The 25789-nt window shown below is 64.5% G+C and carries 18 protein-coding genes; 10 read left to right on the forward strand and 8 right to left on the reverse strand.

What is annotated here, in order from left to right; genetic code table 11:
• Together NO876_RS06990 and folP are read right to left on the reverse strand one after the other, a co-directional pair.
• On the reverse strand, positions 1 to 595 hold a 595-nt coding region (locus NO876_RS06990; RefSeq protein ID WP_256420968.1), incomplete at its 3' end, for a hypothetical protein.
• Between the two features lie 90 nt (positions 596 to 685).
• Positions 686 to 3166: a dihydropteroate synthase gene (gene folP, locus NO876_RS06995; RefSeq protein ID WP_256420969.1), complete on the reverse strand. Its 2481-nt coding sequence runs from the start codon at positions 3164 to 3166 to the stop codon at positions 686 to 688.
• Between the two features lie 365 nt (positions 3167 to 3531).
• Here folP and NO876_RS07000 point away from each other — a divergent pair, with 365 nt between their 5' ends.
• On the forward strand, positions 3532 to 5253 hold the full coding sequence (locus tag NO876_RS07000) for a formate--tetrahydrofolate ligase (RefSeq protein ID WP_256420970.1): 1722 nt from the start codon (positions 3532 to 3534) through the stop codon (positions 5251 to 5253).
• A gap of 80 nt (positions 5254 to 5333) precedes the next feature.
• Here NO876_RS07000 and NO876_RS07005 read toward each other — a convergent pair whose 3' ends face one another.
• Positions 5334 to 5894: a hypothetical protein gene (locus NO876_RS07005; protein WP_256420971.1), complete on the reverse strand. Its 561-nt coding sequence runs from the start codon at positions 5892 to 5894 to the stop codon at positions 5334 to 5336.
• 269 nt (positions 5895 to 6163) lie between these two features.
• Here NO876_RS07005 and NO876_RS07010 point away from each other — a divergent pair, with 269 nt between their 5' ends.
• Together NO876_RS07010 and fdhF are read left to right on the forward strand one after the other, a co-directional pair.
• The gene (locus tag NO876_RS07010; RefSeq protein WP_256420972.1) at positions 6164 to 7105 is read left to right on the forward strand and encodes a VOC family protein; all 942 of its coding nucleotides are present in this window, start codon (positions 6164 to 6166) and stop codon (positions 7103 to 7105) included.
• A 329-nt stretch (positions 7106 to 7434) separates the two neighbouring features.
• Positions 7435 to 9549 (forward strand): formate dehydrogenase subunit alpha, encoded by a 2115-nt coding sequence (gene fdhF, locus NO876_RS07015; RefSeq protein WP_256420973.1) that lies wholly within the window; start codon positions 7435 to 7437, stop codon positions 9547 to 9549.
• Positions 9550 to 9652: 103 nt separating this feature from the next.
• On the opposite strand, the gene NO876_RS07020 is transcribed toward fdhF, so the two are convergent.
• From NO876_RS07020 to NO876_RS07030, 3 genes are all read right to left on the reverse strand, one after another.
• Positions 9653 to 11476 carry an aldehyde ferredoxin oxidoreductase family protein gene (locus NO876_RS07020; protein ID WP_256420974.1) on the reverse strand — a complete coding sequence of 608 codons (1824 nt, stop codon included), beginning with the start codon at positions 11474 to 11476 and terminating at the stop codon, positions 9653 to 9655.
• Between the two features lie 114 nt (positions 11477 to 11590).
• Positions 11591 to 11971 (reverse strand): Rid family detoxifying hydrolase, encoded by a 381-nt coding sequence (locus NO876_RS07025; protein ID WP_256420975.1) that lies wholly within the window; start codon positions 11969 to 11971, stop codon positions 11591 to 11593.
• A gap of 97 nt (positions 11972 to 12068) precedes the next feature.
• Positions 12069 to 12479, reverse strand: a complete 411-nt coding sequence (locus NO876_RS07030; RefSeq protein ID WP_256420976.1) for a DMT family transporter — start codon at positions 12477 to 12479, stop codon at positions 12069 to 12071.
• 265 nt (positions 12480 to 12744) lie between these two features.
• On the opposite strand from NO876_RS07030, the gene NO876_RS07035 reads away from it, so the two are divergent.
• Together NO876_RS07035 and NO876_RS07040 are read left to right on the forward strand one after the other, a co-directional pair.
• The gene (locus NO876_RS07035; RefSeq protein WP_256420977.1) at positions 12745 to 13980 is read left to right on the forward strand and encodes an NAD-binding protein; all 1236 of its coding nucleotides are present in this window, start codon (positions 12745 to 12747) and stop codon (positions 13978 to 13980) included.
• Between the two features lie 102 nt (positions 13981 to 14082).
• Positions 14083 to 15948: a BCCT family transporter gene (locus NO876_RS07040; RefSeq protein WP_256420978.1), complete on the forward strand. Its 1866-nt coding sequence runs from the start codon at positions 14083 to 14085 to the stop codon at positions 15946 to 15948.
• A gap of 30 nt (positions 15949 to 15978) precedes the next feature.
• Here NO876_RS07040 and NO876_RS07045 read toward each other — a convergent pair whose 3' ends face one another.
• Both NO876_RS07045 and NO876_RS07050 read right to left on the reverse strand, forming a co-directional pair.
• Entirely contained in the window at positions 15979 to 16572 is a 594-nt protein-coding gene (locus tag NO876_RS07045; RefSeq protein WP_256420979.1) for an anthranilate synthase component II, read from the reverse strand.
• The gene (locus NO876_RS07050; protein WP_256420980.1) at positions 16569 to 18323 is read right to left on the reverse strand and encodes an anthranilate synthase component I family protein; all 1755 of its coding nucleotides are present in this window, start codon (positions 18321 to 18323) and stop codon (positions 16569 to 16571) included. Before NO876_RS07050 ends, NO876_RS07045 begins: the two co-directional genes overlap by 4 nt.
• A gap of 444 nt (positions 18324 to 18767) precedes the next feature.
• Between NO876_RS07050 and NO876_RS07055 the strand changes: the two genes are divergently transcribed.
• The 5 genes from NO876_RS07055 to NO876_RS07075 all read left to right on the forward strand — a co-directional run bounded on the left by NO876_RS07055 (position 18768) and on the right by NO876_RS07075 (position 25567).
• On the forward strand, positions 18768 to 19199 hold the full coding sequence (locus tag NO876_RS07055) for a VOC family protein (protein ID WP_256420981.1): 432 nt from the start codon (positions 18768 to 18770) through the stop codon (positions 19197 to 19199).
• Positions 19200 to 19414: 215 nt separating this feature from the next.
• A complete protein-coding gene (locus NO876_RS07060; RefSeq protein ID WP_256420982.1) occupies positions 19415 to 19582 on the forward strand; it encodes a hypothetical protein in 168 nt (55 codons plus the stop codon).
• Between the two features lie 1216 nt (positions 19583 to 20798).
• A complete protein-coding gene (locus NO876_RS07065) occupies positions 20799 to 22058 on the forward strand; it encodes an orc1/cdc6 family replication initiation protein (protein ID WP_256420983.1) in 1260 nt (419 codons plus the stop codon).
• A 522-nt stretch (positions 22059 to 22580) separates the two neighbouring features.
• Entirely contained in the window at positions 22581 to 24176 is a 1596-nt protein-coding gene (locus NO876_RS07070; protein ID WP_256420984.1) for a phosphohexomutase domain-containing protein, read from the forward strand.
• A 278-nt stretch (positions 24177 to 24454) separates the two neighbouring features.
• Complete coding sequence (locus NO876_RS07075) at positions 24455 to 25567, forward strand: NAD(P)-dependent alcohol dehydrogenase (protein WP_256420985.1); 1113 nt, start codon at positions 24455 to 24457, stop codon at positions 25565 to 25567.
• The last annotated feature ends 222 nt before the right edge of the window (positions 25568 to 25789 follow it).

Here is a 25789-nt window from a genome sequence, read left to right on the forward strand (position 1 = left end):
CCCGCACGGCCTGCCGGTCAGCCGCGTCGGCGTGAACCCACTGTCGGACCGGACCGCCGATGCCGACGGCGGCGATGCCGAACCAGACGGTCACGCCGAGGAGGAGCGGGAGGACAAGCACGGCCACGGCGGCTGCCAGCCCGACACCGACTAGACCCAGCCACGGGTCTCCGAGAGCGGCCATATCAGCGATATAGCTCCCGACGACGGCGAACCCGAGTCCGCCGAGGGCGAGGAGACCCCCGCCGAGAACGATGCCCACAACGACTGTGAGCGCCGCCAGTCCGACACCGAGTCTCGCAAGCTGCGTGTAGGCGTATACGACGACGAAGGAGAGTAGCCCGTAAGCGAAAACGCCGTAGATCACTGATAACGGGAGGTTCGACGCCGACGCCTCGACGGCGTCGGAGACGCGGCCCCCCCAGCGGTAGAGAACGAACCCACCGAAGAACGTGCTGGCGAGAAACGCGATTAGCGCCCTGACTGTCGCCGGTGCCTCGGTGACGGCCGCCGGATCCAGCGACTGCAGCGGGATCTGAACCGGAATCCCGGCGGGTATCCCTACACCGACGACGGCGGTGACCTGCGAAATCACGCTACGTTGTAGCACGACCCGTGGTGAAAGTGTGTCGGTACAGACCGGGAGTGAGACCGACCGAACGCGGCCTTCGACGAAACGGGCGGATCAGGAGTCGGGATCGATCCGGCCGTCGACAGCGCGGATGGCCGAGGCGTTCTCTCGGACGTCGTGGACGCGGACCACGTCGGCACCGCGGTCCGCCGCGAGCGCGGTCCCGGCGATCGTGGGCGTGAGTCGACCGTCGTCGGCGTAGTCGATCGCCTTGTACATCGATTTCCGGGAGTGACCGATGAGCACGGGGCAGCCGAGCGCTCTGAACTCCCCGGCGCGGTCGATGAGTGCGTACGACTCGGCGGGCGATTTTCCGAACCCACAGCCCGGATCGATGACGATCTGATCGCGGTCGATCCCCGCGCGTTCGGCCCGGAGGAGTTGTTCCCCGAGTTCGTCGATGACGTCCTCGACGACGTCGTCGTAGATGGGCGAACTGTCGGGGTCGACCGGGATCGAGAGGCTGTGCATCAGGACGAGCGACGCGTCGTGGTCGGCGACGACGAACGGCATCTCCGGGTCGGTGAGACCGGAGACGTCGTTGACGATGTCCGCACCCGCGTCGAGCGCCGCGTCGGCGACCGACGCCTTCCACGTGTCGACGGAGATCGGGACGTCGAGGTCCGAGAGGGCCTCGATCACCGGGACGACGCGGTCGATCTCCTCCTCGGCGGGCACCGGGTCCGCGCCGGGACGGGTGCTCTCACCGCCGACGTCGATGATGTCTGCGCCGGAGTCGACCAGCGCCTCCGCGCGTTCGACGGCCGCGTCGAGCGCCTCGTACTCGCCGCCGTCGTGGAAGCTATCGGGAGTGACGTTGAGAATGCCCATTACCGCGGTCTCCTCCCCGGCGAGGGGCCCGAGCCCGGATTCGCGAGAGGGATCGATCGGGTCCAGTTGCCCGTCGAGTTGGGCCGCGACGCGCCTGAGTCCGAGCCCTTCGTTCGAGAGCGCAGTCGCGAGCGACCGCAGCTGACCGGTCGTCCCCGCGATCACCGTGGCGACCAGTTTCTCCGGGCTCCCGGCCGTCGACCGTCGACAGTCGCCGCCGACGTCCGAGAGAAGTTCGTCGATCCGCTCGGCCTGTTCGGGTCTGAGATACGTTCTGAACACCCGACGATCGACGGCGGAAACGGGGCCGTCTCGCGGCGCATCGGCCGCGGAATCGGTCTCCGCCGCGTCAGTATCGGACTCGAAGTCGGCACCGACGAACGACGAGGCGACGTGTGACCCACGCGTGCGGGCGGTCGGGGCGAGCCGACGGGTCCATCGGTCCCGAGCCTCCGCGACGGTGTACAGCGACCCCGACACGAGGACGAAGTCGTCGGGATCGGCCGCCTCGATGGCCCGCTCGGTCGCCTCCGGGACCGACGCGACCGTCTCGACCGATCCGGCGTACGCGGAGAGCGTCTCCGCGAGCGCGTCCGGGTGCTCGGCGCGATCGAGGTCGGGGCGAGTCGCGTACGCCGTCGCGACTTCCGGCAGCGACTCCACCATCTCTCCGTACGCCTTGTCGGCCATCGCGCCGAACACGAGGTGGAGGTCCTCGTAGTCGTAGCGGGCGAGCAGGTCCGAGAGCGTCGCCGCCGCCCCCGGATTGTGCGAACCGTCGAGGACGACCATCGGCTCGGTCGACAGTATCTCGAACCGGCCGGGCCAGACGACCGACCGGAGCCCGTCGGCGATGGCGTCGGTGTCCACGTCGGCGATCTGACGCGCCAGGGTCGCGGCCACGCCCGCGTTGCAGGCCTGATGCGAGCCGAGGAGCGGCAGGTTCGTTTCGAGCGACCAGCCGGGACCGGCGATCGACACCTCGCTCTCGACTGCCGAACGCATCCCGGTCTCGACGGCGACGACGTCGGGTGCGTCCGCTCCGTCGCCGCGTTCTGGGCCGACGGAGACCACGTCGGTCACCTCTCGGATCGCCGCGAGCGCCGCCCCGTCCGCGCCGGTCACGAGCGGGGCGGCCTTCGGCGCGACCTGCGCTTTGTCGCGTGCGATCTCCTCGACGGTTTCACCCAGGAGTTCGGTGTGTTCGAGGCTGACGCTCGTGACGGCGCTGGCCACCGGATCGACCGCGCTCGTCGCGTCGTACCGGCCGCCGATCCCCACTTCCAGGATCGCCACGTCGACGTCCATCTCGCTGAAGTGCCGGAGCGCGACGGCCGTGAGGACCTCGAAGTGGGTCGGTTCGTCGTCGTCGTCCCGAAGGCGGTCGATGCAGGGCGTGAGTTCGTCGGTGTACTTCGAGATCAGCGATTTCGGGACCTTCCGTCCGTCGACGCGTACCTGCTCGCGGAAGTCGTTCAGTCCGGGCGAGGTGAAGAGCCCGACACTCAGGCCCGCGCGACGGAGCACGCTATCGAGCATCCGTGCCGTGCTCCCCTTCCCGTTCGATCCGGCGATCTGGACGCACTCGACGTCGTCCTGCGGGTCGTCGAAGTGCGAGAGCATCCGGGCGGTCGTCTCGATGCCGAGTTTCGGCCGGCGCCGTTGAAACGAGGTGAGGTAGTCGGCGGCCACGTGGTATTCCATACCAACGTATCGTCGTCGGTTGCCTGATTAACTTATCGCAGCGGAGACGATCACGGTAATAGTACGAATTATGATACGATCAGTGTGGAGTCGATGATACCGAGCATATCGGACGAGGTCTCGGATTCGGCGACTCTCGTCCCTCCGGACGATAGCGCAAGGCGATCACGAGAATCCGGTTTCATCCGCCTGTACACGGGATCGGACCAGTGTTTGTGAACACGCTTAAACAGTGAGAGCCTCGGTTCAGTCCGAGCATACCGGTCGGTTTTTTCGCTCTCTATCGCCGAGGGAAACACGTCTTCTCCGATTTCTGTAACTTTTTTCCGATACCCTTACGTGAGGTGCGCGGGACACCAGTTAGTATGACGTCCGAAGACGACGGCGGTTTCCCCACAGACTACGAGATCGCGAAAGACGCGGAGAAAGAACCGATCAAAGACGTGCTCGAGCCGTGGGGCATCGACAACGACGACATCGAACTGTACGGCGACTACAAGGCGAAACTGTCCCACGACGGCGTCGACCGTCTCCGGGACAACGCCGAGAACAAAGAGGGTAACCTCGTACTCGTGACGGGGATGACACCGACGCCGATGGGCGAGGGCAAGACGGTCACGACCGTCGGCCTCGGTCAGACGCTGAACCACGTCGGCGAGGACGCGATGATCGCGATCCGCGAACCGTCCCTCGGGCCGGTCTTCGGCGTCAAGGGCGGCGCGGCCGGCGGCGGCTACTCGCAGGTGCTCCCGATGGAGGACATCAACCTCCACTTCACCGGTGACCTCCACGCGCTCACCTCCGCGCACAACCTCATCGCGGCGATGCTCGACGCGAAGATCTCTCAGGACGAGGAGTTCGACGTCGACATCAACGACGTCGCGTGGCCGCGCGCGATGGACATGAACGAGCGCGCACTCCGCGACATCGTCGTCGGTCTCGGCGGCAAGTCCGGCGGGACGCCGCGCGAGAGTCGCTTCCTCCTGACGGCGGCCTCCGAGCTGATGGCCGTCCTCTGCCTCGCCGAGGACCTCGGCGATCTCAAAGAGCGCATCGCGAGCATCATCGTCGCCTACGACACGGACGGCGACCCGATCACCGTCGACGACGTCGACGCGACCGGCCCGGCCGCGATGCTCCTGAAGGACGCGATCAAGCCGAACCTGGTCCAGACCATCGAAGGCACGCCCGCGTTCGTCCACGGCGGCCCCTTCGCGAACATCGCCCACGGGACCAACTCCCTGATCGCCGACAAGACGGCGTTCGGGATGGGCGATTACCTCGTCACCGAGGCCGGCTTCGGCTCCGACCTCGGCGCGGAGAAGTTCATGAACATCGTCTGCCGCCTCGGCGACATGACGCCGAACGCGGTCGTGCTCGTCTCCACGGTGCGCGCGCTGAAGTACCACGGGATGGGGATGTGGCCCGCCGACCTCGAAGAGGTCAAGGAGGCCGGCGTCGACGAGCTTGAAGCCGGCTTCGCGAACCTCGACAAGCACGTCCGGAACCTGCAGAAGTTCGGCGTCCCGGTCGTCGTGGCGCTCAACCGCTTCCCCGACGACACCGACGAGGAAGTCCAGGCCGTCCTCGACCACTGTCGCGAGGACCTCGGCGTGCGCATCGCCGAGTCGAACGTCTTCGCCGAGGGCAGCGAGGGCGGCGTCGACCTCGCCGAGAACGTCGTCGAGGCCGTCGACGAGGGCGACGAGGACGACTTCGACCACCTCTACCCGGACGACGCGCCGATCAAAGAGAAAATCGAGACCGTCGCGACCGAGGTCTACGGTGCCGAAGGTGTCAACTTCACCGGCGACGCCGAGGACGACATCGAACGGCTGAACGATCTCGGCTTCGACGACGCCCCGGTCTGTCTCTCGAAGACGTTCCACTCGCTCAGCGACGACCCCTCGAAGAAGGGCGCGCCGTCGGGCTGGGAACTCGAAGTCCGCGAGCTGTACCCGTCCGCGGGCGCGGGCTTCATCGTCGCGCTGACGGGCGACGTGCTCGACATGCCGGGGCTGCCGGCGACCCCCGCCGCGGCCGGGATGGACATCGACGAGGACGGCAACATCAGCGGCCTGTTCTAGGCTCGCTGTCGGCGGTTTCGACGGCGACAGCGGTATATTTTTTGCGAGAACCGAGAATTACTGACAACCGCTAGGTCGTCCTATGAGTCCTCGGCCAGGACCCACAGCGCCCGGTACAGATCCCAGAGTGAACAGCCACACCGCTCGGCGACCGCCCGGTACGTTTCGAGATAGCGCTCGTAGTCCTCGACCGCCGGCGGCGACGGATACGCGGCGTCGAGTTCACCGTACTCGCGGAGGGTCGACCACTGCCGTTCGTCGATCACGACGTAGTTCTCGGGGTGGAGGAACTGACAGAACGCCGAGGCGATCGGCACGTCGACGCCCGCGAGTCCGGTAAGGTGCGCGAGCTTCTCGGCCGCGCTGTCGGCGTCGACCGCCGCTTCGATGGCCGCGTGGACGTCCTCGTAGTCGTTGTCGTCGTAGGCGTCCTCCAGCGCGCGGCGCTCGGCGTTCGGCATCCCACCCAGGAACCGGCGGCCGTACCACTGGACGATCCACTCGGGGTCGCGCCAGCCGTAGTCCCCGCTCGCGAGCATATCCGGCAGCATCTCCAGGTGCTCTTCTTCGGCGTGTGCGAGCGGCTGAATCTCCGGGTATTTCTGAAGTTTCTCCTCGACGAGGTCCGCAGTGAGAGCCATACAGATCGTTGCCCCGCCAGGGACCTCATACTGTCGGACGCGAACCTGTGTCGTCTCCAGTCTCTGACGGTCTGTGTGCTCTCCGCGCCGGCGCACCGACACCAGTGGAGTCGATGGCAGTCCGTTCGTCGCCGTCGTGTGTCGGAAGCCCGTTCCGATTCCGCGCACTGCACTTCCGTGTCTTATCACTCTCAAACGTCTTCGCTCGAAATCCCAGATTCTGAGAACGCACGGGCGCTTTACTATCGTTACTGAGGAACGTCCTGTCGATGTCACCAGAAATCGCACGGCTCGGACACGTCGCACTGGAGACGCCGGATCTGGACGAATCGCTGGCCTTCTTCGGCGACACGGTGGGTCTGGAGGTCGTCGAACGAACCGAGGGGACGGCGTACCTCCGCGCCGTCGAGGAGTGGGATCACCACTCGCTCAGCCTGACCGAGGCCGACGAGTCCGGGATCGACCACATCGGGTGGCAAACGGAGGAGCCGGAACACGTGGCCGCGTTCGCCGAGACGTTCGAAGACCGGGGAATGGACGTCACCTGGGTCGAAGCGGGCGCGGAGGCGGGCCAGGGCGGGGCGATCCGCTTCGAGGTGCCGAACGGTCACCGATTCGAGCTCTACGGCGAGATGGCGAAGCCCGACGCCCCCGCGGAACGGCGCTCGCGGCTGAAGAACCGCCAGTACGATCCGACAGACAACGGCCCGGTCGCGCCGAACCGGATCGATCACCTCCAGATCTGGGACGGGGACGCCCTCCAATGTGCCGAGTGGATACAGGACGAACTGGGCTATCAGGTCCAGGAGTACTACGATCTGGCGGACGGGTCGCGCTGGGGGACGTTCCTGAGTGCCTGCGGCGTCAAGATCGATCTCGCGATTGTCCAGTCGGAGAACGAAGACGACGACGCCGCGGTCCACCACGTCGCCTACGAGGTCGATTCGGCGAACGACCTGTTCGAGGCCCACAACGTGATGAACGAGAACCGCGTCCCGGTCGACGGCATCGGTCAGCACGGCATCTCCCGCGGCGAGTTCATGTACGCCCGCGATCCCGCGAGCGGACACCGGATCGAGTTCAACACGGGGAGTTACCTCACGCTCGATCCCCACTGGGAACCCGTCGCCTGGGAAGAAAACGACATCAGCGACGGCGACGACCACCAGTGGATCGGCGGCATCGACTCGCTGAAGCGCGTCACGTACTGACGAGACGCCCGTCTCCAACGCTCGCACCGATCGAACGACGGGTGGTCGGTGGCAAATACGCCCGTCGCGCGATCAGCCCGATGACCGCAAACGCTCACCGGGGCTCCGCAGATCATCGACGTGATCTGATACGTTGTGTCGTCGGGGGCGTGTCGCGTCCGATCGCTCTCGCTCTCTTCGCCGGTGCCCCATTCGACCTCTGTATCCGGACAAAACGGCTATTCTGGGCTTTCGTCCGGGTATCTCGGCGTGAGTGTGTGAGAAAGATTCATACTCGTGGCCGGGCAGGATTACAAACGAGATGAATAATCACGCGGAGGGAGCACGTTATGTCGAGTGACGAACAGGACCCGGTGAAGACGATCTGCCCGTACTGCGGCGTCGGCTGCGGGATCCAGGTACAGCCCGGCGAGGACCCCGGGGATATGCGGTTCATGCCGTGGGGCGACGCGCCGGTCAACGACGGGCGCGTCTGCATCAAAGGCGGCGCGGCGACACAGGTCGTCGACCACGAGGACCGTCTCACCGACCCGCTGATCAAGGAGGACGGCGAGTTCCGCGAGGCCTCCTGGGAGGAGGCCTACGAGCGGATCGTCTCCGAGATGGAGGAGATCCGCGAGGAGTTCGGCCCCGACGCGATGGGGTTCTTCGGCTCCTCGAAGACGATGAACGAGGAGAACTACCTCCTCCAGAAGCTCGCGCGGCGCTACGGCACCAACAACGTCGACAACTGCACGCGGATGTGCCACGCGTCGACGGTGTGGGCGCTGCGCACGAGCCTCGGCGCGGGCGCGATGACGAACAGTATGGAGGACCTCGAGGCGGAGGCCGACGTGCTGTGGATCCAGGGGGCGAACCCCGCCGAACAGCACCCGATCGCCAACAGCAACTACTTCCGACAGGCCGTCCTCGACGGCGCGACGGTCATCCAGGTCGATCCCCACGCCAACAAGACGACGACCTCCTTCGACATCGAGGAGACCGAGCGTCACCAGCACCTCCAGGTCGAACCCGGCGCGGACATCCCGCTTCTCAACATCGTCCTGAAGACGGTGTTGGAGAACGACTGGGTCGACGAGGAGTTCGTCGAAGAGCGCACCGAGGGCATCGAGGACCTCCGAGAGACCCTCGAAGACTTCGACAAGGAGGCCGCCGCCGAGGAGGCCGGCGTCCCGCTCGAAGACATCGAACTCGCCGCCGAGAAGTACGCCACGGCCGACAACGCCGCCATCTTCACCGGGATGGGGATGAGCCAGCACACCTGCGGCGTCGACAACGTCCAGAACGAGATCAACCTCGCGCTCATCACCGGCAACCTCGGCCGGCCGGGGACGGGCGTGAACCCGCTCCGCGGACAGAACAACGTCCAGGGGACGAGCGACGTCGGCGCGATGCCGAACGTCCTGCCCGGCTACCAGCTCGTCGACGACGACGAGGCGAGAGAGAGCGTCGAGGACGTCTGGGGGTTCGAGATCCCGGACGAGCCCGGCCTGACGAACGTCGAGATCACCCACAGCATCGGCGAGCAGATCCAGGGGATGTACGTGATGGGCGAGAACCCCGTCATGTCCGAACCCAACGCCAACCACGTCTCCGATCTCCTCGACGAGCTCGGCTTCCTGGTGGTGCAGGACATCTTCATGACCGAGACGGCCGAGTACGCCGACGTCGTGCTGCCGGCGACGACGTGGGCCGAGCGCGGCGGCACCGTCACCAACACCGACCGGCGCGTCCAGCGGATGCGCGGCGTCCAGAAGGTCCACGAGAACACCGAGCACGACCTCGACATCCTCTGTGAGGTCGGCACGCGGCTCTTCGGCGAGGGCTTCGACTTCGACACGCCCGAGGAAGCGTTCGAGGAGCTCCGTCAGGTCTGCCCCAGCTACCACGGGATGACCTACGACGCGCTCGGCGAGGAGGGCATCCACTGGCCCTGCTACGAGGAGGGCGACGAGGGCGATCAGTACCTCTACGAGGACGGCTTCGAGACCGAGAGCGGCCTCGGTCAGATCGAGGGCGTCACCCACCAGCCGCCGAAGGAGGTGCCCGACGAGGAGTACCCGCTCATCCTCACGACCGCGCGCCTCGAAGAGCACTACAACACCGGGACGATGAGCCGGCGCTCGCCGCGGCTCAACAAGCAGTACCCCGAGAACTTCGTCGACGTCCACCCGAACGACGCCGAGCGCTACGGCATCGAGGACGGCGAGAAGATCACCCTGAAGTCCCGACGCGGCGAGATCGAGGTCGAGGCCCACGTCACCGACGACATCAAGGAGGGCGTCGTCTGGACGACGCCGCACTTCGCGGCCGCCTCCGCGAACCTGCTCACGAACGACGTGCTCGACGAGCGGGCGAAGATCCCCGAGTACAAGGCGTCAGCCGCTGAGATAGAGGTCGGCGTCGAGCCGTCCGACGCGGGCGACGCGCCGGCCGACGACTGATCGCTCGCCGGAGCCGTCGTTCGAAAGAGACGTTCGACCGTCGGAGCCGGTTCGGGAGAGATCGACCGGACGGTCGGACTGAACGCTCGGTGTATGCTATTTTTCAGTCGCTACAGCGCACGGCAGACTCGCGAGCGACGGGCGTGTCGTCGTCGACGACGTCGAGGAGGTTCAACCGATCGAGGAGGTCGCGGGTCGGAATCCCCGCCTCGTTCCACCCGCGTGCGGCGTAGTACCGGCGGCGCAGACCGTCGAACCAGTCGGTGTCGATGGCGTCGCCCGACGACGGTCCGCCGGCGAGCGGCCGTTCGAACACGGACGGGAGCGTCTCGTCCGACGCGTCGAACCCCTCGCGGACGTTGAACAGGCGGGTCAGCGTCCAGGTCCGCTCGCCGACGCGGAGCAGTTCGGCAGCGTCCGTCGGTGCCGTGGCGTCGGCCGTCGACAGCCACTCCGCGCCGAGGTCGTCCTCCAGCACCGCACCCGCGAAGTCGTCGGCGATCAGGCTCCAGAGGACCGAGGTGATCGTCTGTTCGCGCATCACGAGTCGAACCCGATCGGTGTCGTCCCAGGAATCCCCTTCGAACACCTCCGTCTCGGCCGGGAGCGAGCGCCTGTGGCACGCGCCGCGGTCGCTCGTCGCGTACGCGAGTGCCATCGCCGGCGACCCCCGGGGGTCGTACGCCGGGAGTTCCATCGACTTGATCGTCGGCACGAGCTCCGCGCCACCGAGTCGGTCGGCGGCGGCCTCGACGCCGTCGGCGAGGGCGGCCGCGACGCCGTCTTCCCGGCGAGCGATCGACGCGATGAGCTCTCGGGCAGCCGACTCGTCCCCGAAGTCGGGGTCCGAACCGAGGGAGTCCGGTGCGTCCACGATGCCGGCCTCGACGGCCCTCACGGTCCAGGCGACGGCGTTTCCGGCGCTGATGACGTCGATGCCGAGCCGGTCACAGACCTGACCGAGGGCGGCGACCGCGTCGAAGTCGTCGATTCCGAGGCCCGCACCGAGGGACATCTGCGTGGCTCCGCGCGGCACCGACTCGCCGGTCTCCGTCCGGACGCGGAACCCGCCGGGGATCTCGGAGTTTCCGTCGGTCTCTCGCTCGACCGCGGCGTCGCGGGCGGCGTCGATGCCGATGTCCGCCGCGCCGTCGAAGGAGCCCTCCTGCCAGCCACGGGTCGAGAGGACGCCCACCTCGTCGGCGAAGTCGACGGTTTCGAGCGTCGCGCTCGCGGCGTGCCAGCGGCCGACGTCGTGTTCGCGGTACCGACGTTCGTACTCGTCCCGGAGCGCCGCGACCGCCGGAGACGGGTCGGGTCGCGGTCCGCGGGCGACGACCGCCTTCAGCCGTTTCGACCCCATCACCGCGCCCGCGCCGCCGCGGCCGGCGTGGTGGTCGCCGCCGTCGGACGCGATTGTCGCGTAGCGCACTCGGTTCTCGCCCGCCGGCCCGACGCACGCGACAGGATCTGCCAACGCGTCGCAGGTCTCGACGACGTCCCGACCCCAGAGGTCCCTCGCGGACGAGAGCGTCGCCGTCCCGTCGTCGAGTTCCAGTACCGTCGGTTCCTCGGCCCGACCCGTGATCGCCACGCCGAGCGCGCCGTCGAGTGCGCCGACGAGGGCGGCGGCGAACTCGCCGCCGCTGTAGGAATCGAGAAACGCGCCCGTCAGCGGCGACCGGGTGATCGCCGCGAACTGGGGCTCGCCCGGGAGCAAACCGCTGAGTGGGCCGAGCGTGAACAGGAGGTAGTTGTCCGGACCGAGCGGATCAGTTCCCGGTTCAAGGCGGTCGTACAGGTACCGTGCCCCCAGACCTTTGCCCCCGACGTACTCTGAGAGCCACCGGTCCGGCAGTCGCTCGCGTTCGACGGAGCCGGCGCTCAGATCGACGTGAAGCAAGTCCGTGGGGGCCCCGTCAGTCATACGGTACAGGGTAGCGCCCCGAGAATCATTAAGGGTTTGTTCCGCTCTCATACCGGCCGTCTCGGACGGAATGGGAATCCGCCCGGTTTCTTCGGCTATCGATCTCGGACCGCGTTACTCAGTCGTCGCGATCGCCTCGATCTCGACGGCCGCACCCTTCGGGATAGCCCCGGCGCCAACGGCGCTGCGTGCCGGTGGCTCCGCATCGAAGAACTCGCTGTAGGCCTCGTTGAACTCGTCGAAGTCGTCGATGTCGTCGAGGAAGACCGTCGTCTTCAGGACGTCGGACAGCGAGAGGCCCTCGGATTCGAGGATCGCCTCGACGTTCCGGAGACACTGTCGCGTCTGGTCGGCGACGGACTCGTCGTCGAGGAGTTCGCCGTCGGTCGTCAGCGGGAGCTGTCCGGCCGTGATCAGGAGGCTGCCGTTCGTCGTCGCCTGGCTGTACGCGCCGACCGCCGCAGGTGCATCGTCGGTGCTGATGGTTCGCTTCATACGATAGGGGATACTTCCGACGGCATCTTAAAAGTCAGTAGCTCTGATATCGCGGGCTCAACGTGTCGGTGTATCGAATAGTTGTGTGTCTCGCCGGTCACTGGTTGATGACGACGATGGCGACGAGCGCCAGGCCGATCCCCGCGACCTTCTGGAGCGAGAGCGGTTCGCCGAGCGCGGCGACGCTGATCACGGCGGCCGTCACGAAGTACATCCCGCCGATCGTCGAGACGACGGCCGTAGAACCGACAGTGACGCCGACGAACGTCGAGATCACGCCGATGGCGGCCGCGACGCCGGCGACGGCCGAGTAGAGTAGTCCGCGGTTCGTCACCGCGAGGGACGCATCGGAGACGATGACGTAGAGGCCGGTCACGACCGTCGCGGTCAGGTAAGAGACGAACGCCGCCGTTTCCGGATCGATGCTGTTGGAGGCGACGTTTCCGAACGTGATCCAGAACCCCCACGCGAGCATCGTTCCGAGACCGAAGAGGATTGCCGGATTCATTCGTCACCTCTCGATGTCGGCCGCGGCTCTCGGGGACAGTCGCGCTTCGACGGTCGATCTCCGTCCGGTGGGCCGGGTCGCAGCCGGTCGATTCCGGGTGACCGAAGGCGTCCAGAACGGTTCTGCGTTCGCCACGGCTCCGCCGTGAGACGAATCCAGAGCATACACGGCCGTAGAATCACCGGGGTGTTGAGACTGCCGACGTTCCCCAACAGATCAGCTGTCTAACAGTACAGTTTTATTTCGGCTCCGACTATCATCGGTAGTGGTTGACTCACAGGGAGAGTCGGAGAGGCGCCCGTTCGAGGAGGTCTTCTATCCGACGGACCGGGTCCCGTTGGTAGAGTGGCGGGAGTTCTCCGGCGCGAAGTCGACCGTCGCGGTGATGGCCGCGATCACCGTCCTCGCGTTCGTGACCGGGCTCTCGAACCTGAGCCAACCGCAGCCTGTAGTGGAGGGGCCGCTCGCCGCCGTCCTCCCGCTTTCGCGGACGTTCGTGCGATTTGCGGGTGTGTTGTTCGCCTTCCCTCTCGGACTCGTCACGGTCGGGTTGCAGCGACGAAAGCGAGTCGCCTGGGTGGCCGCGATGGCGTTACTGCCTGGTCTGACACTCCTCCCGCTAACCACGGGTCGGACGACCGAGATACCGCTGCTTCTGCTCGTCTTCGCCGCGGTGCCGCTGCTCGCGACGAACCGGGACGTGTTCAGTCAGTCGCTCGATCTGTCCTCGCTGCAGATCGCGGCGCTGACGTCGATTCTCGGGGTCGGCCTGTACGGAACGGTGGGGGCCTACGGACTCCGAGATCAGTTCCTGGAACTCGACGGGTGGGGCGACGCGTTCTACTACGTGATCGTCACCATCGCGACGGTCGGCTACGGCGACATCACTCCGGTCACGACCGAGGCGAAACTGTTCTCGCTCTCGGTGATCCTCCTGGGAACCGGCGCGTTCACCGTCGCGGTGGGCGCGCTGATCGGCCCGGCGATCGAATCGCGGATGGCGGCGGCGTTCGGAACCATGACAGTATCAGAACTCTCACTCCTCGAGGATCACGTGGTGGTCCTCGGGTACGGCGACGTGACCGAATCGTTCCTCGACCTGATGGACGAGGAAACGGACCTCGTAGTGGTGACGGAGAACGCCGACGCCGCCTCGCGTTTGGCCGGTGGGGGGATCGAGGTACTGACCGATGACCCCACAGACGAGTCAGCGCTGCGAGACGCGCGGGTGGACGTCGCGAGCGGCGTCGCGGTCGCCGGCGACGACGACGCGGAGAACGTTCTCGCGGTGCTCGCCGCCCGGAACGTGAACCCCGACGTGCGGATCGTCGCCGTTGCCAACGAGGAAACCCACGTCAGGAAACTGGATGCGGTCGGCGCAGACGAGATCATCGATCTGCGCGCGATCGGTGGGCGACTGCTCGGAGAGTCGCTTCTCAGTGGCGATGAGACCGATTCCGAGCGTTCCCGATCCGATCGAAGTGAGCAAGCGGAGTCGTGATCAGCGACCGAACGGTCACCAACAAGCAGCGGCGAAACAGTCGGCAAAAAGCAGCGGCCGCACAGTCAACAGAATAATATCGGCCCGTGCTAACGAATACCTATGAGTGGGAGTGCCGAATCCGAACCGGCGAGGATGCTCTCGGACGCGCTCCTCGTCGCGTTCGTGGGGTCCGGAACCATCGTCCTCGTCGGGTTCTTTTTCCCGTCGTTCGTGGGCGATGCACTCGGCGGACGGGCCTGGCTCGGCCTCTCATTGCTGTTTTTCGGCTCCGGGCTGGGCTATCTCGCGGCGCTTCCGTACGAGGGCGTCGAAGCCAACGAGACGTACGCGGCATCACTACTCCGCGTCCGCCGCGGCTCTCTGCGGTCGCTCCTGTCGAACCTCGTCTCGCTCCAGAATCCGATCACACTTGGGGTGCCGGTACTCGTCTTCGCGCTCTACTTCGTCCTGCAAATCCTCTTTCCCGAGACCACGGTGGAGTTGGTCAACGGCCTCAGTGACAGCGTGCTGCGGGGGATGGGCCCTGTCTTGCTCGGTGCGGTGTTACTGGCCGTGGCCTACTGTGCAGTGCTGCTTTTGAGTTCCTGGGGCGACGTCAAACTCGGCGGCGACGACGTCGAACCCACCTACACCTACCCGACGTACTTCTCGCTCGTGTTCACCGCGGGCATCGCCGCCGGCATCGTGTTCTGGGGGCCTGCAGAGGCCCTCTTTCACTACCGGCAACCGCCGCCGTACTTCGATGTCCCGGCGCAATCTGACGCGGCGGTCGGCGCAGCGCTCGTGTATGCGCTCTTTCACTGGGGGCTCTCGGCGTGGAGCGCCTACGCGGTTCTCGGGATTCCCATCGCGTACTTCGTCTTCGAGCGAGGAGCGCCACTCCGCGTTTCGTCGATTTTGACTCCGTTCCTGGGTGCCGACAGCCTGGACTCGCCGTGGAGCCGACTCGTCGACACGCTGGCGGTCTTCGCGACCATCGGCGGCATCGCGACGTCGATAGCGCTCGTCTCACAGCAGTTCCTGACGGGCGTGGAGTTTCAGTGGGGTGTGCCGCCCGGCGGCGTCGGACCCGTTCTCTTCGTGGGCGGACTGGCGGCCGTGTTCGTCCTCTCGGCGGTGTCGGGATTACATCGCGGGATCCGTCGGATCGCGGGACTCAACGTCGTCCTGTTCGGACTGTTCGGCGTTCTCCTCTTCGCCGTCGGTCCGCGGGGGTTCGTCGTGGATCGGGGGACCGAGGCCGTCGGAGCGTACCTGCTCCACTTCGTCCCGATGAGCCTCTTCTCGTCGGGGTCGTGGGTGACCGAGTGGACCGTCTGGAACTGGGCGTGGTGGTTCTCGTGGGCGCCGTTCGCCGGCCTCTTTCTCGCCGCGCTCTCGCGCGGGCGGCGCATCAGGACGATCGTTTTGACCAGCGTCGGGGCCACCTCGGCCGCGACGGGCGCGTGGTTCCTCGTTTTCGGCGGCACGTCGCTCTCGATGCAGCGTTCCGGAACCACGGACGTCCTGGCCGCGATCGAGGCACGCGGCGGCAGCGAGGCCGTCGCCGGGTATCCCATCCTCTCGGCGCTACCGTTAGGTGATCTCCTGTTGTTCCTCTTTTTGGCGCTCATCGTCGTCTTTATCGTCACCTCTGCTGATACGTCCACACTGATCGCGGCGCTCCTCGCGTCTCGGCGCGGTATCGCTCCCTCTCGCGGGACGATAGCGCTCTGGGGAGGCGTGCAGGCGAGCGTCGCACTCGCGGTGATCCTCGTCGGCGGTGGCGAGACTCTACAGGCACTCGCGGTACTCACCGGTGCGCCGTTCGCCGTGTTAGCCGTCGTCGCGATGATCGGGCTCTCACTCGCGCTCTACCGCGAGGAACGCGGGCAGGGGCACACGTCGCTCGTTCGTCTCGTACTGGATCGACTGCCCGACATTCAGACCCACCACGACATCGAACCGCCGGACCGCGAGAAGTAGCGGAATTCCGGACAGTGAGGGGTCGCAAACTCACGCGTCCGCCGCGGGCACTCCGGGACCGGCGATCGACCGGCAGAAGTTCTCGACGATCCGTTTCCCGGCGTCGGTGAGGATGCTCTCGGGGTGGAACTGGACCCCGTAGTGAGGCTTGTCGACGTGTTCGACACCCATCACGACGCCCTGTTCGTCGTCGGTCACAGCCGTCTCGATGAGCACGTCCGGAACGTGGCCGGGTTCGACGGCCAGCGAGTGGTACCGGCCGACCTCGAAGGTGTCCTCGACGCCGTCGTACAGTCCGCTTCCGTCGTGACGGACGAGGGAGGGCTTACCGTGGACGACTTCCGGGGCGTGACCGACCGGCGCGCCGTGGGCGGCACAGAGCGCCTGGTGCCCGAGACAGACACCGAGGGCGGGGAGATCAGTCTCGGCGAAGACGTCCATAGAGATACCCGCCTCCTGTGGCGTTCCCGGTCCGGGAGAGACCACGATTCCGTCGGGGTCGAGGTCGCGAACGCCGCCGACGTCGATGGCGTCGTTCCGCCGAACGACGACGTCGTCGAACTCCCCGACGTACTGGACGAGGTTGTACGCGAAGGAGTCGTAGTTGTCGACGATGAGGATCAACGCTGGTCCTCCGCTTCGACGGCTCGCGGTTCATCTTCGACGCTCCGCCGTTCATCTTCGACGGTTCGTGGTTCGTCCCGCTCGTTCTCGACGTCGACGCCCTCGGTGTGTTCGACCGCGAACGATGCTCGTTCGCCGAGGGCCTCGTCGACCGCGTTGATAAGGGCCCGCGCCTTGTCGAGCGTCTCCTGGTACTCCTCGGCGGGAATCGAGTCGTGGACGATACCGGCACCGACGCGGAGTCGATACTCCTCGCCGCGACGGACCAGCGTCCGAATGACGATGTTGAGCGTCGCCCGGTCGTCGAACCCGAAAATGCCGATGCTCCCCGTGTAGGGGCCCCGCCGCGTCCGCTCGACCTCGTCGATTATCTCCATCGTCCGCGGCTTCGGCGCGCCGGTGATCGTCCCGCCCGGGAACACGGCGGCGACGGCGTCGGCGACTGTCGTGCCCTCGCGCCGGGTCCCCTCGACGAGCGACACCAGGTGCATCACCTCCGAGTAGCGGTCGACGCGTCGGTACTCGGAGACGTCGACTGTCCCGTACTCGCTGACCTTTCCCAGGTCGTTGCGTTCCAAGTCGACGAGCATCGCGTGTTCGGCCCGTTCCTTCTCGTCGGCGAGCAGGTCCGCCTCGAGTTCAGCATCCGCCTCGGGCGTGTCACCGCGCGGGCGCGTTCCCGCGATGGGTTCGGTGAGCAGGCGGTCGCCTTCGACCTCCAAGAGCAGTTCGGGACTCGCACTCACCAGGTCGATACCGGGGAATTCCAAGAGCCCGGAGTACGGTGCGGGGTTGACGCGTCGAACGGCGTCGAACGCCCGGACCGGGTGGACGGCCGCCGGGGCGACGAGTCGGTGAGAGACGTTCGTCTGGAAAGTGTCGCCGTCTCGGATGTACTGCTTGATCGTTCGGACGCGCTCGGCGAACTCGTCTTCTCCGCACTCGCTCTCGAACGTCGCACGGTCGGCGTCGATCGGCGGGGGCGGCGTCGAGATCGGATCTGAGACGGCGGACTCCGCCAGCGACGTTGCCCGATCGAGGGCCGTTCGGTAGGTCGCTTCGGGAGATTCGTCCACGACTGGGCAGACCGTAATTCGGAGTTCGACCCCGCCGTCCGGCTGCACGGAGTCGAGCGTGCCGACACGATCGTCGTTTTCCGGAGTACGATCGTCGTTTTCCGGAGTACGATCGTCGTTTTCCGGAGTACGATCGTCGCCTCTCGTCGCGCGGTCGTCGCAGTTCGTTCTCGGTTCTTCCCACGCCACCACGGCGTCAAACACGCCGAGTTGTAGCTGGGGCAGGCCGTCGTTCGCCGTCGTATCGGGCAGGGATTCGAGTTCGCGTGCGACGTCGTAAGAGAGCCACCCGAACGCGCCGCAGGGGTACGGAACGTCGCAGTTCCCACGGACGAGCCGCTCGCGGTCGAGCAGCGAGTCGATGGCCTCGAGCGTCGGTGTGGCGGTTTCGGATCCTCCTGTCGACGTATCTCTCGTAGACGCGTTCTGATCTACTGCCGAGTTCGGAACGGACACGTGTTCGACCGGGTCGACGGCGAAGTATCCCCATCCGGACTGCCCGCCTGTCGTTTCGAGATACACGCCGCCCTCGTCTTCCGTTCGGACACGTCGATACGCCTCGAAGGGGTCCCGAACGACGGTTCGAACCTCGACGGGGATTCGTACCCCCGTCGGTTCCGACGCCGCAGTCTCAACGAATTCGTCTCGCTGGGTTATGACCGTGATTTCGCTCATCTGATACGAGTTGCTCCCGCCGAAACCACTCAGGGCTCAGCGCTATCGATCACAACTGGGTCGGGAGCGGGCAAAAACCTTGCGCGAATGGGAATACTGCCGCCTCGAGGCGACAGCTATAGCCCGTTTACTGGTATTCAGTGGTTGTCGGAGGAGACGCGAAGTGAACAAATTCGATATTTGACAGTATCGAGTTATGAATCATAGTACTTGCTTCATCGATCGTGATCGGGCGGCCTACAGCCGTGGATGATCCATTCGTGTTACCGACGTCGTCGTACGTAACGAGTGATTTCGCGTCCGGTGTCTCGTAACGGCAGGGCTCGCGTCCGGTCGAAAACTTCCGTGTGACCGAACGAGTGGGGATACCCGACAGCCGAATGACTGGATTCGATGATGACTGGATTCGATGGCTCTTTCGGAAGTCCATACCCACCACTGCATATGCCCGAATTCACCGCTCACCACGTCGGCATAACCGTCTCTGATCTCGACCGATCCGTTTCGTTCTACCGCGATAAACTGGGGCTGGATCTCCTGACTCGGTTCGAGGTGGGCGGTGACGGTTTCGCGACCGGCGTAGGCCTCCCGGAGGCTCACGCTGAATTCGCCCATCTCGACGCCGGAGGGACACGACTCGAATTGGTTACGTACGACTCGACGTCCCAAGCGGCGTCCGAAATCGGATCGGAATCACGAATCGACACAGTTGGGACGACACACGTCGGTCTCACCGTCCAAGACGTCGAGGACTGTTACTCCGAGCTCCCCGACGACGTCGAGACTCTGAGCGAACCACAGACGACGGAGACCGGGACGACGATCTTCTTCGTACGTGACCCCGAGGGGAACCTGGTTGAAGTGCTTTCGACCTGATTGGGTCGTTCGACCCAAATCCCGACCGCTGTCCGATCCACTCCGCGGAGACCGACGGTCGCATCGTTCATAAAAGAACACGATTAAATTCGATATATTGTCCCTACTCTGGAACTGAATTCAGGATATACCCTCGAAATAGGAGTGAAGAATAAAAATACCAGGACGAGTACTAACAAACCCTCATACGGCACCCTATCGTATACGTAATTACGATGGCTACAGTCGACAACCGCAAGCAGGATCGCACCGAACCCAAAGAGACCGATTTCTATCTCCCCGCCGCATCCATTTCGGCGACTCTCGACCGAATTGGGTCGATCGTCGGACGGACTATCGGAAGACACGGACGCGTGCTGATTCCCGACACGTACAACAAGTAAGCGCGCACGTCAGGCAGGCGCGTCGATGGCGAAAATATCGGCATCGCTGTTTTCGCCGGTGGATGTTTTGTTCCGTTGTCAAAGTGATCAGGGAGCATTCAGTGAGACGCCCCCGGATACGTCGACGACCCCTCCCCCTCCACTATGTCCGCTGTTCCAGGCCGCGGACGCGACACTTCGGAGATACGTGGCGGTTGGCCCCTCCGGTTCACCAAGTCGCGATGTGTGTCATCTTACCTCGACCACGAGTTTTGATTCCGGAGGGAACCCCGGACTCGTTCGGACGGAACACCCACACCACCTCGTCCGCTGTTCACAGGTCAACAGTCGAATACGGATAGTATAGCCGCTCTCTTACGGATAGTTCTGGGAAGTGGGAACTAAGCCACTCCACGATGTCCGCTGTTACCAGCCGCGCAGACGATTTCGGGGAACGTACAGGAACGGGTCGGTCAAATCCTGAAGGAACGAGTCGATCAAAATCCTGAGATGTGCCAATCGGATAGAGCCCGTCCAGGACGAATTCACCCAGATACGAGTTCGGACCGTGGAGATTTCACGGTGAAAGTTCGAGGTCGGCTCCTTCCCCCTCCCCCTCCACTTTGTCCGGAGTTCTTGGTTAATACGAAGACCGATCGTTTTCGAGTGGTTCGAGAGGACGAACCAAGCTGGCTGAAGAGTATTGCAAAAATGGCTGTTTCAGAGGGGTTGATAACGCGGAATAGTACGTCGAAGAAGGAAACTAGCTGGTGGTATTTCGTGCGTCACTCCGAAGGTGATAGCTGAGATATTCGAGAACGAGAACCGTAGAGACCGACACCACAATGTCCGCAGTTCTTGACACTACGATGTCTGCAGTTCCAACACAACGTAACGATATTCGCAGTCCTTGACGCCGCTCTTGCTAGCTCAGTAAAACAGCCGTCGGAAGCGGCCCGACTCTCGGAGCCAGATGATCGATACACGAAACTGGTTTGTTAATCCAAACCAGCTTTACTTTAATTTTAGTTTGTTCTACGGACCAATTAGCGCATATCGTTGATAAATCTTTCTATCGGGAGGGTTGGTCAATTTAGTGCACACCCCCCACCGTATATGGCGACAACAGCGGACATAGTGGAGGGGGGGTGTGGGATGCTCTATTTATAATAGAGCAGAACAGCGGACACTGCGGACACGGTGGTTTTATTAGTCACCTGTCCGATGGCATAGTCGTATGGTCCTCTTCGAGCGGGACAACGAGATCTATCGTGATCGCGACGCCTTGCGGGAGGACTACCAGCCCGAGGAGCTCGTCGGCCGCGACGAAGAACTCCAAACGTATCAGGCAGCGCTTCAACCCGTCATAAACGGGGAACAGCCGAACAACATCTTCCTGTACGGCAAAACAGGCGTCGGAAAGACGGCGGCGACGAGGTACCTGCTCGCACACCTTCGTGAAGACGCCGCACAGTACGACGACATCGATCTCACGGTGATTTTCCTCAACTGCGACGGCCTGACGAGTTCCTACCAGATCGCGACTCGTCTCGTCAACGATCTCCGCTCGGAAGCTAATCAGATCTCGACGACGGGCTACCCGCTGGCCTCCGTTTATGAGATGCTGTGGGAGGACCTCGACACCTGTGGGGGAACCGTCCTCGTCGTCCTCGACGAGATCGATCACGTGAACGACGACAGCATCCTCTATCAACTCCCGCGAGCGCGTGCCAACGACGATTTGCAGGATGCGAAGATCGGACTCATCGGCATCTCTAACGACTTTTCGTTCAGAGACGATCTCTCACCGAAGGTCAAAAGCTCCCTGTGTGAACAGGAGATCCATTTCCCCGCGTACAACGCAGAGAATCTCCGTGCGATCCTCGAACAGCGTGGCGAGGTTGCGTTCCACGACGACGTTCTCAGCGACGAAGTGATCCCACTGTGTGCGGCCTACGGTGCGAAGGACGCCGGCGACGCGAGACAGTCGATCGACCTCCTGATGAAGGCCGGCGACCTCGCTCGCGACGAAGAGACCGATACCGTGACCGAAGAACACGTCCGGCGCGGTCGACGCGCACTGGAGCGAGGGCGCATCAAGGAGGGGATCAACGGCCTCACAGAACACGGTCACCTCGTTCTGTACGCGCTGTTGACCCTCGACCTCGAAGGGGAGGCTCCGGTCCGCTCTCGCGACGTCCGCCCGCGCTACACGCGATTCGCGGAACTCGCCAACCGCGATCCGCTCGTCCCACGGCGGATGCGCGATCACCTGAGCGAGCTGGCGATGCTCGGCATCGTCTCCGTCACAGAACGCAACGAAGGCCGTCGTGGCGGGACTTACCGGGAGTACGCGCTCGATATGGACGTCGAACTCATCCTCTCTGCGATGGTCGAAACAGTCGAGCTCGTCGGTGTCCACGATTCCATCTCCCCGTACGTGGACAGCGATGACGACGATGCGGCCCCAACGCTCCAGGATTTCTCCAATGTCTGATAGCGACTACTGAACGCACGACGGTCATCGCGGCCGCTCGACTCGCTGCTTCTACGATTCTGACTCCTGCTTTCGCGATTTTCTCGACCCGTCTCTCTCCGAGTGGTTCGCTTAATACGTCTCTGCCCGGAATACTCGCCGCGCCCATTTTCTGCGGTCACTCGACGCATCCCTGCAAACATCTGCCCCACACCACTATGTCCGCTGCTCGCCGCACGAGGTGGCCACTTGCGGCGCTGTTCTCACCTTTCCGCCAACTACTCTCTTTTTCCGTCGCTATCTAGCCCTGACACACCACCGTGTCCGCTGTTCGATGCTATGTCCGCGGTTGCTCCGGACATCGTGGTGTCCAGTAGCTCTTCCTGACACCACTACGTCCGCTGTTTTGTGTTTTAATTTGTCGTTAGATTGCATTCCACCGCTACTCGCCCGCTGGATTTCGCCCTCACACACAGCGTCGGTGTGCCGGTGGTCCCGATCAGGTGTCTTATAACGAAATACCCCCACGGTTGTTCTATCCATATGTTTGGGACGAGCGGCATTCGCGGACCGGTCGGAGACGTCGTCACGGCTCGACTCACCCTCGACGTCGGCCAGGCGGTGGGTGTAGATACCGATACGGTGGTCGTTGGACGCGACGCTCGGAACACTGGTGACGTCCTCGCCGATGCCGTCTCGGTCGGTCTCCGCGAGTTCGGCACCGACGTGATACGACTCGGCGTGGTTTCGACACCTACGCTGGCGAGGAGCGTGCGGTGGCTCGGTGCCGACGCCGGCATCGGGATCACTGCCTCACACAACCCGGCCCCGGACAACGGAATCAAACTGTGGAACCCGTCGGGACAGGCGTTCACTCCGGCACAGACCGATACGATCGAACGTCGACTTTCGACCGGCGAGGTCGACGACCCTTCGAGCGATATCGACGACAGCCCCACCGACGACAGCCCCACCGACGACAGCCCCACCGACGACAGCCTCACCGACGACAGCCTCACCGACGATATCGACGACAGCACCCCCGACGACACCAGTGGTGCCGTCTTGTCCGAAGACGTCGGGGCCGCATCTTGGGACGCGTTCGGAACCGAGCGGATCGAAGAAGGCGTCTCCTCGCGACACCTCGATCGTCTCGTCGCGTCCTTCTCCGACACCGAAGCGCCATCTCCAACGAACCGCACCGATGACTCGTCGGGCGAGGCGGAGGGGGAATCCGCGCCGAAACCGTTCGACGACCTATCGATCGTCGTCGACCTCGGCAACGGAACCGGTCGCGTCACCGTCGACGCGCTCTACGAACTCGGTGCGACGGTACACACGCTCGATGCCCAGTGCGACGGACGATTTCCGGCGCGAAAGAGCGAACCGAACGCCGAAACCCTCACTGCCCTCCAGGCCGCCGTTCCCGCACTCGACGCCGATTTCGGCATCGCCCACGACGGCGACGCCGATCGGATGGTCGCGGTCTCCGGTGGGGGCGAGTACGTTCCCGGTGATCTCCTGCTCGCGCTGTTCGCTCGCGATGCCGTCGAGACGAACGGCCTCGACGACGGCGGTGATTCCGACTCCCGCACTTCGTCCCCCCGCGTCGCCGTTCCGGTCGACACGAGTCTGGTTGTCGCCGATACGGTCTCCGAAGCCGGCGGGTCGGTGGAGTACACGCCCGTCGGAGACGTCCACGTCGCGGACGCCGCGTCGCAGGAGGGATTCGTCTTCGGCGGTGAACCCTCCGGAGCGTGGATATGGCCGGCGGAGACACTCGCCCCCGACGGGCATTACGCGGCGCTCCAGCTCGCGACCCTCGTGGCACAAAACGGCTCGCTCGGGACACTCCTCGATTCCATCCCGGCGGAAGAGTACGTCACACGCCGCGCGAACGTCGCGGTCGAGAACAAATCCGAGGCGATGGCCGCGATCCAGCGCGTCCTCCGTGAGCGCTACGACGACATCGATACCATCGACGGCCTTCGGGTCGACACGGGAGACGGGTGGTTCCTCGTCAGGCCCAGCGGCACCGAACCGCTCGTTCGGGTGACTGCCGAAGCGCGTGATGAGTCGCTCACTGACGATCTCCTCGACTCGGCACTCGACGTAGTAGACGCCGAAGTACACCCGTGACGTAGTAGACGCCGAAGTACACCCGTGACGTAGTAGACGTCTGAGTATATGTAAGTGTGAATCCGAATAAACACGAAAATCAGAACTTTGAATCGCTCTCTTATTACCGCGGACATAGTGGTGTCTCCCGGTTCGGGACTCAGTTCGCGATAGCCACGATAACTATCGTGGCGTTCGCAAGCCTTCACTCACTCCATCGCACGCCATCGTGCGATCAGTGGCAAACCCTACTATAATCACGAATCTTTACCACGTATCCAGGCGTACAGACCACCGTAATGGAAATCGATGCTGCCGTCGTCAACGAGGAGGGTGGCCCGTTCACGATCGAGACCGTTGAACTGGATGACCCCCAGGCGAACGAAGTCCTGGTCCGGGTCGTCGGTGCCGGGGTCTGTCACACCGATATGATCGTCCGCGATCAGCTGTACCCGACTCCCCTCCCGGCCGTGCTTGGCCACGAGGGATCCGGCATCGTCGAATCCGTCGGCGAGAACGTCACCGACGTCGAGCCGGGTGACAGAGTGGTCCTCAGTTTCGATTACGACGACGACTGTCACAGCTGCCACGCCGGACATCCGGCGTACTGCGAGGACTTCTTCGCGCACAACTTCGGCGGACGCCGTCCGGAAGACGGGACGTCCCCGCTCTCGCGCGGTGACGAGGACCTCAGCGGCCGCTTCTTCGGTCAGTCCTCCTTCGCGACGCACGCCATCGCCACCGAGCGAAACGTCGTGGCCGTCGAGGACGACGTCCCGCTCGAACTGCTCGGTCCGCTCGGCTGCGGCGTCCAGACCGGCGCGGGCGCGGTGATAAACACGCTCGACCCGCAGGCCGGCTCGTCGATCGCCATCTTCGGAGCCGGTTCGGTCGGACTCTCGGCCGTGCTCGGGGCGGACATCAAAGGCTGCACGGACATCGTCTCGGTGGATCTCAAGGAGAATCGGTTGGCGAAGGCCGACGAACTCGGCGCGACGGCGACTGTCAACCCCGGCGACGTCGACGACGTGGTCGAGGCCGTACGGGAGGTCACGGACGGTGGCGTCGACTACGCCGTCGAATCGACGGGCGTCGCTGACGTCGCCGAACAGGCGGTCGAGACGCTCACGCAGCGGGGCACGCTCGCCGTCGTCGGCGCGCCCGCGCTCGGCACGCGGGCGAGTTACGACGTCAACGATCTCATCCTCAACGGACGGTCGATCACCGGCGTCGTCGAGGGAGACAGCAATCCGAAGGAGTTCATCCCCGACCTGATCGAACTGTACCGACAGGGGAAGTTCCCGTTCGACGAGTTCGTCACCTACTACGACTTCGAGGACATCGAACAGGCCGTGGCTGACTCCGAAGGCGGGGATACGATCAAGCCGATCCTGCGCGTCAGTGAGCCGTAACGGACTGCGCGCTCGCGAGTCGTGATAGACTGTGCCCTCGCGCTCTGTGCTGAACTGCGGGCAACGAGCGTCACGGAACGCGCTCCTCGGTTCGTGTACTGACGCGGTGTGCTCGCACCACGTCGTCTTCCGGCCGCCGATACGTTTTCTCTCCGCCGCCGTTCGGCCTCGTTATTCGGGTCCAATTCAGCGGGGAGGTGAGCACTATCCGACTCGGTCTCG

Origin of the sequence: Halobellus rarus (assembly GCF_024494595.1) — an archaeon.
GTDB lineage: Archaea > Halobacteriota > Halobacteria > Halobacteriales > Haloferacaceae > Haloquadratum > Haloquadratum rarum.

Bases quoted from the DNA above. Each gene is read 5' to 3' on its own strand.
- folP (WP_256420969.1), bottom strand. From the start codon at position 3,166: ATGGAATACCACGTGGCCGCCGACTACCTCACCTCGTTTCAACGGCGC.
- NO876_RS07000 (WP_256420970.1), top strand. From the start codon at position 3,532: ATGACGTCCGAAGACGACGGCGGTTTCCCCACAGACTACGAGATCGCG.
- NO876_RS07005 (WP_256420971.1), bottom strand. From the start codon at position 5,894: ATGGCTCTCACTGCGGACCTCGTCGAGGAGAAACTTCAGAAATACCCG.
- NO876_RS07010 (WP_256420972.1), top strand. From the start codon at position 6,164: ATGTCACCAGAAATCGCACGGCTCGGACACGTCGCACTGGAGACGCCG.
- fdhF (WP_256420973.1), top strand. From the start codon at position 7,435: ATGTCGAGTGACGAACAGGACCCGGTGAAGACGATCTGCCCGTACTGC.
- NO876_RS07020 (WP_256420974.1), bottom strand. From the start codon at position 11,476: ATGACTGACGGGGCCCCCACGGACTTGCTTCACGTCGATCTGAGCGCC.
- NO876_RS07025 (WP_256420975.1), bottom strand. From the start codon at position 11,971: ATGAAGCGAACCATCAGCACCGACGATGCACCTGCGGCGGTCGGCGCG.
- NO876_RS07030 (WP_256420976.1), bottom strand. From the start codon at position 12,479: ATGAATCCGGCAATCCTCTTCGGTCTCGGAACGATGCTCGCGTGGGGG.
- NO876_RS07040 (WP_256420978.1), top strand. From the start codon at position 14,083: ATGAGTGGGAGTGCCGAATCCGAACCGGCGAGGATGCTCTCGGACGCG.
- NO876_RS07050 (WP_256420980.1), bottom strand. From the start codon at position 18,323: ATGAGCGAAATCACGGTCATAACCCAGCGAGACGAATTCGTTGAGACT.
- NO876_RS07055 (WP_256420981.1), top strand. From the start codon at position 18,768: ATGCCCGAATTCACCGCTCACCACGTCGGCATAACCGTCTCTGATCTC.
- NO876_RS07060 (WP_256420982.1), top strand. From the start codon at position 19,415: ATGGCTACAGTCGACAACCGCAAGCAGGATCGCACCGAACCCAAAGAG.
- NO876_RS07065 (WP_256420983.1), top strand. From the start codon at position 20,799: ATGGTCCTCTTCGAGCGGGACAACGAGATCTATCGTGATCGCGACGCC.
- NO876_RS07070 (WP_256420984.1), top strand. From the start codon at position 22,581: ATGTTTGGGACGAGCGGCATTCGCGGACCGGTCGGAGACGTCGTCACG.
- NO876_RS07075 (WP_256420985.1), top strand. From the start codon at position 24,455: ATGGAAATCGATGCTGCCGTCGTCAACGAGGAGGGTGGCCCGTTCACG.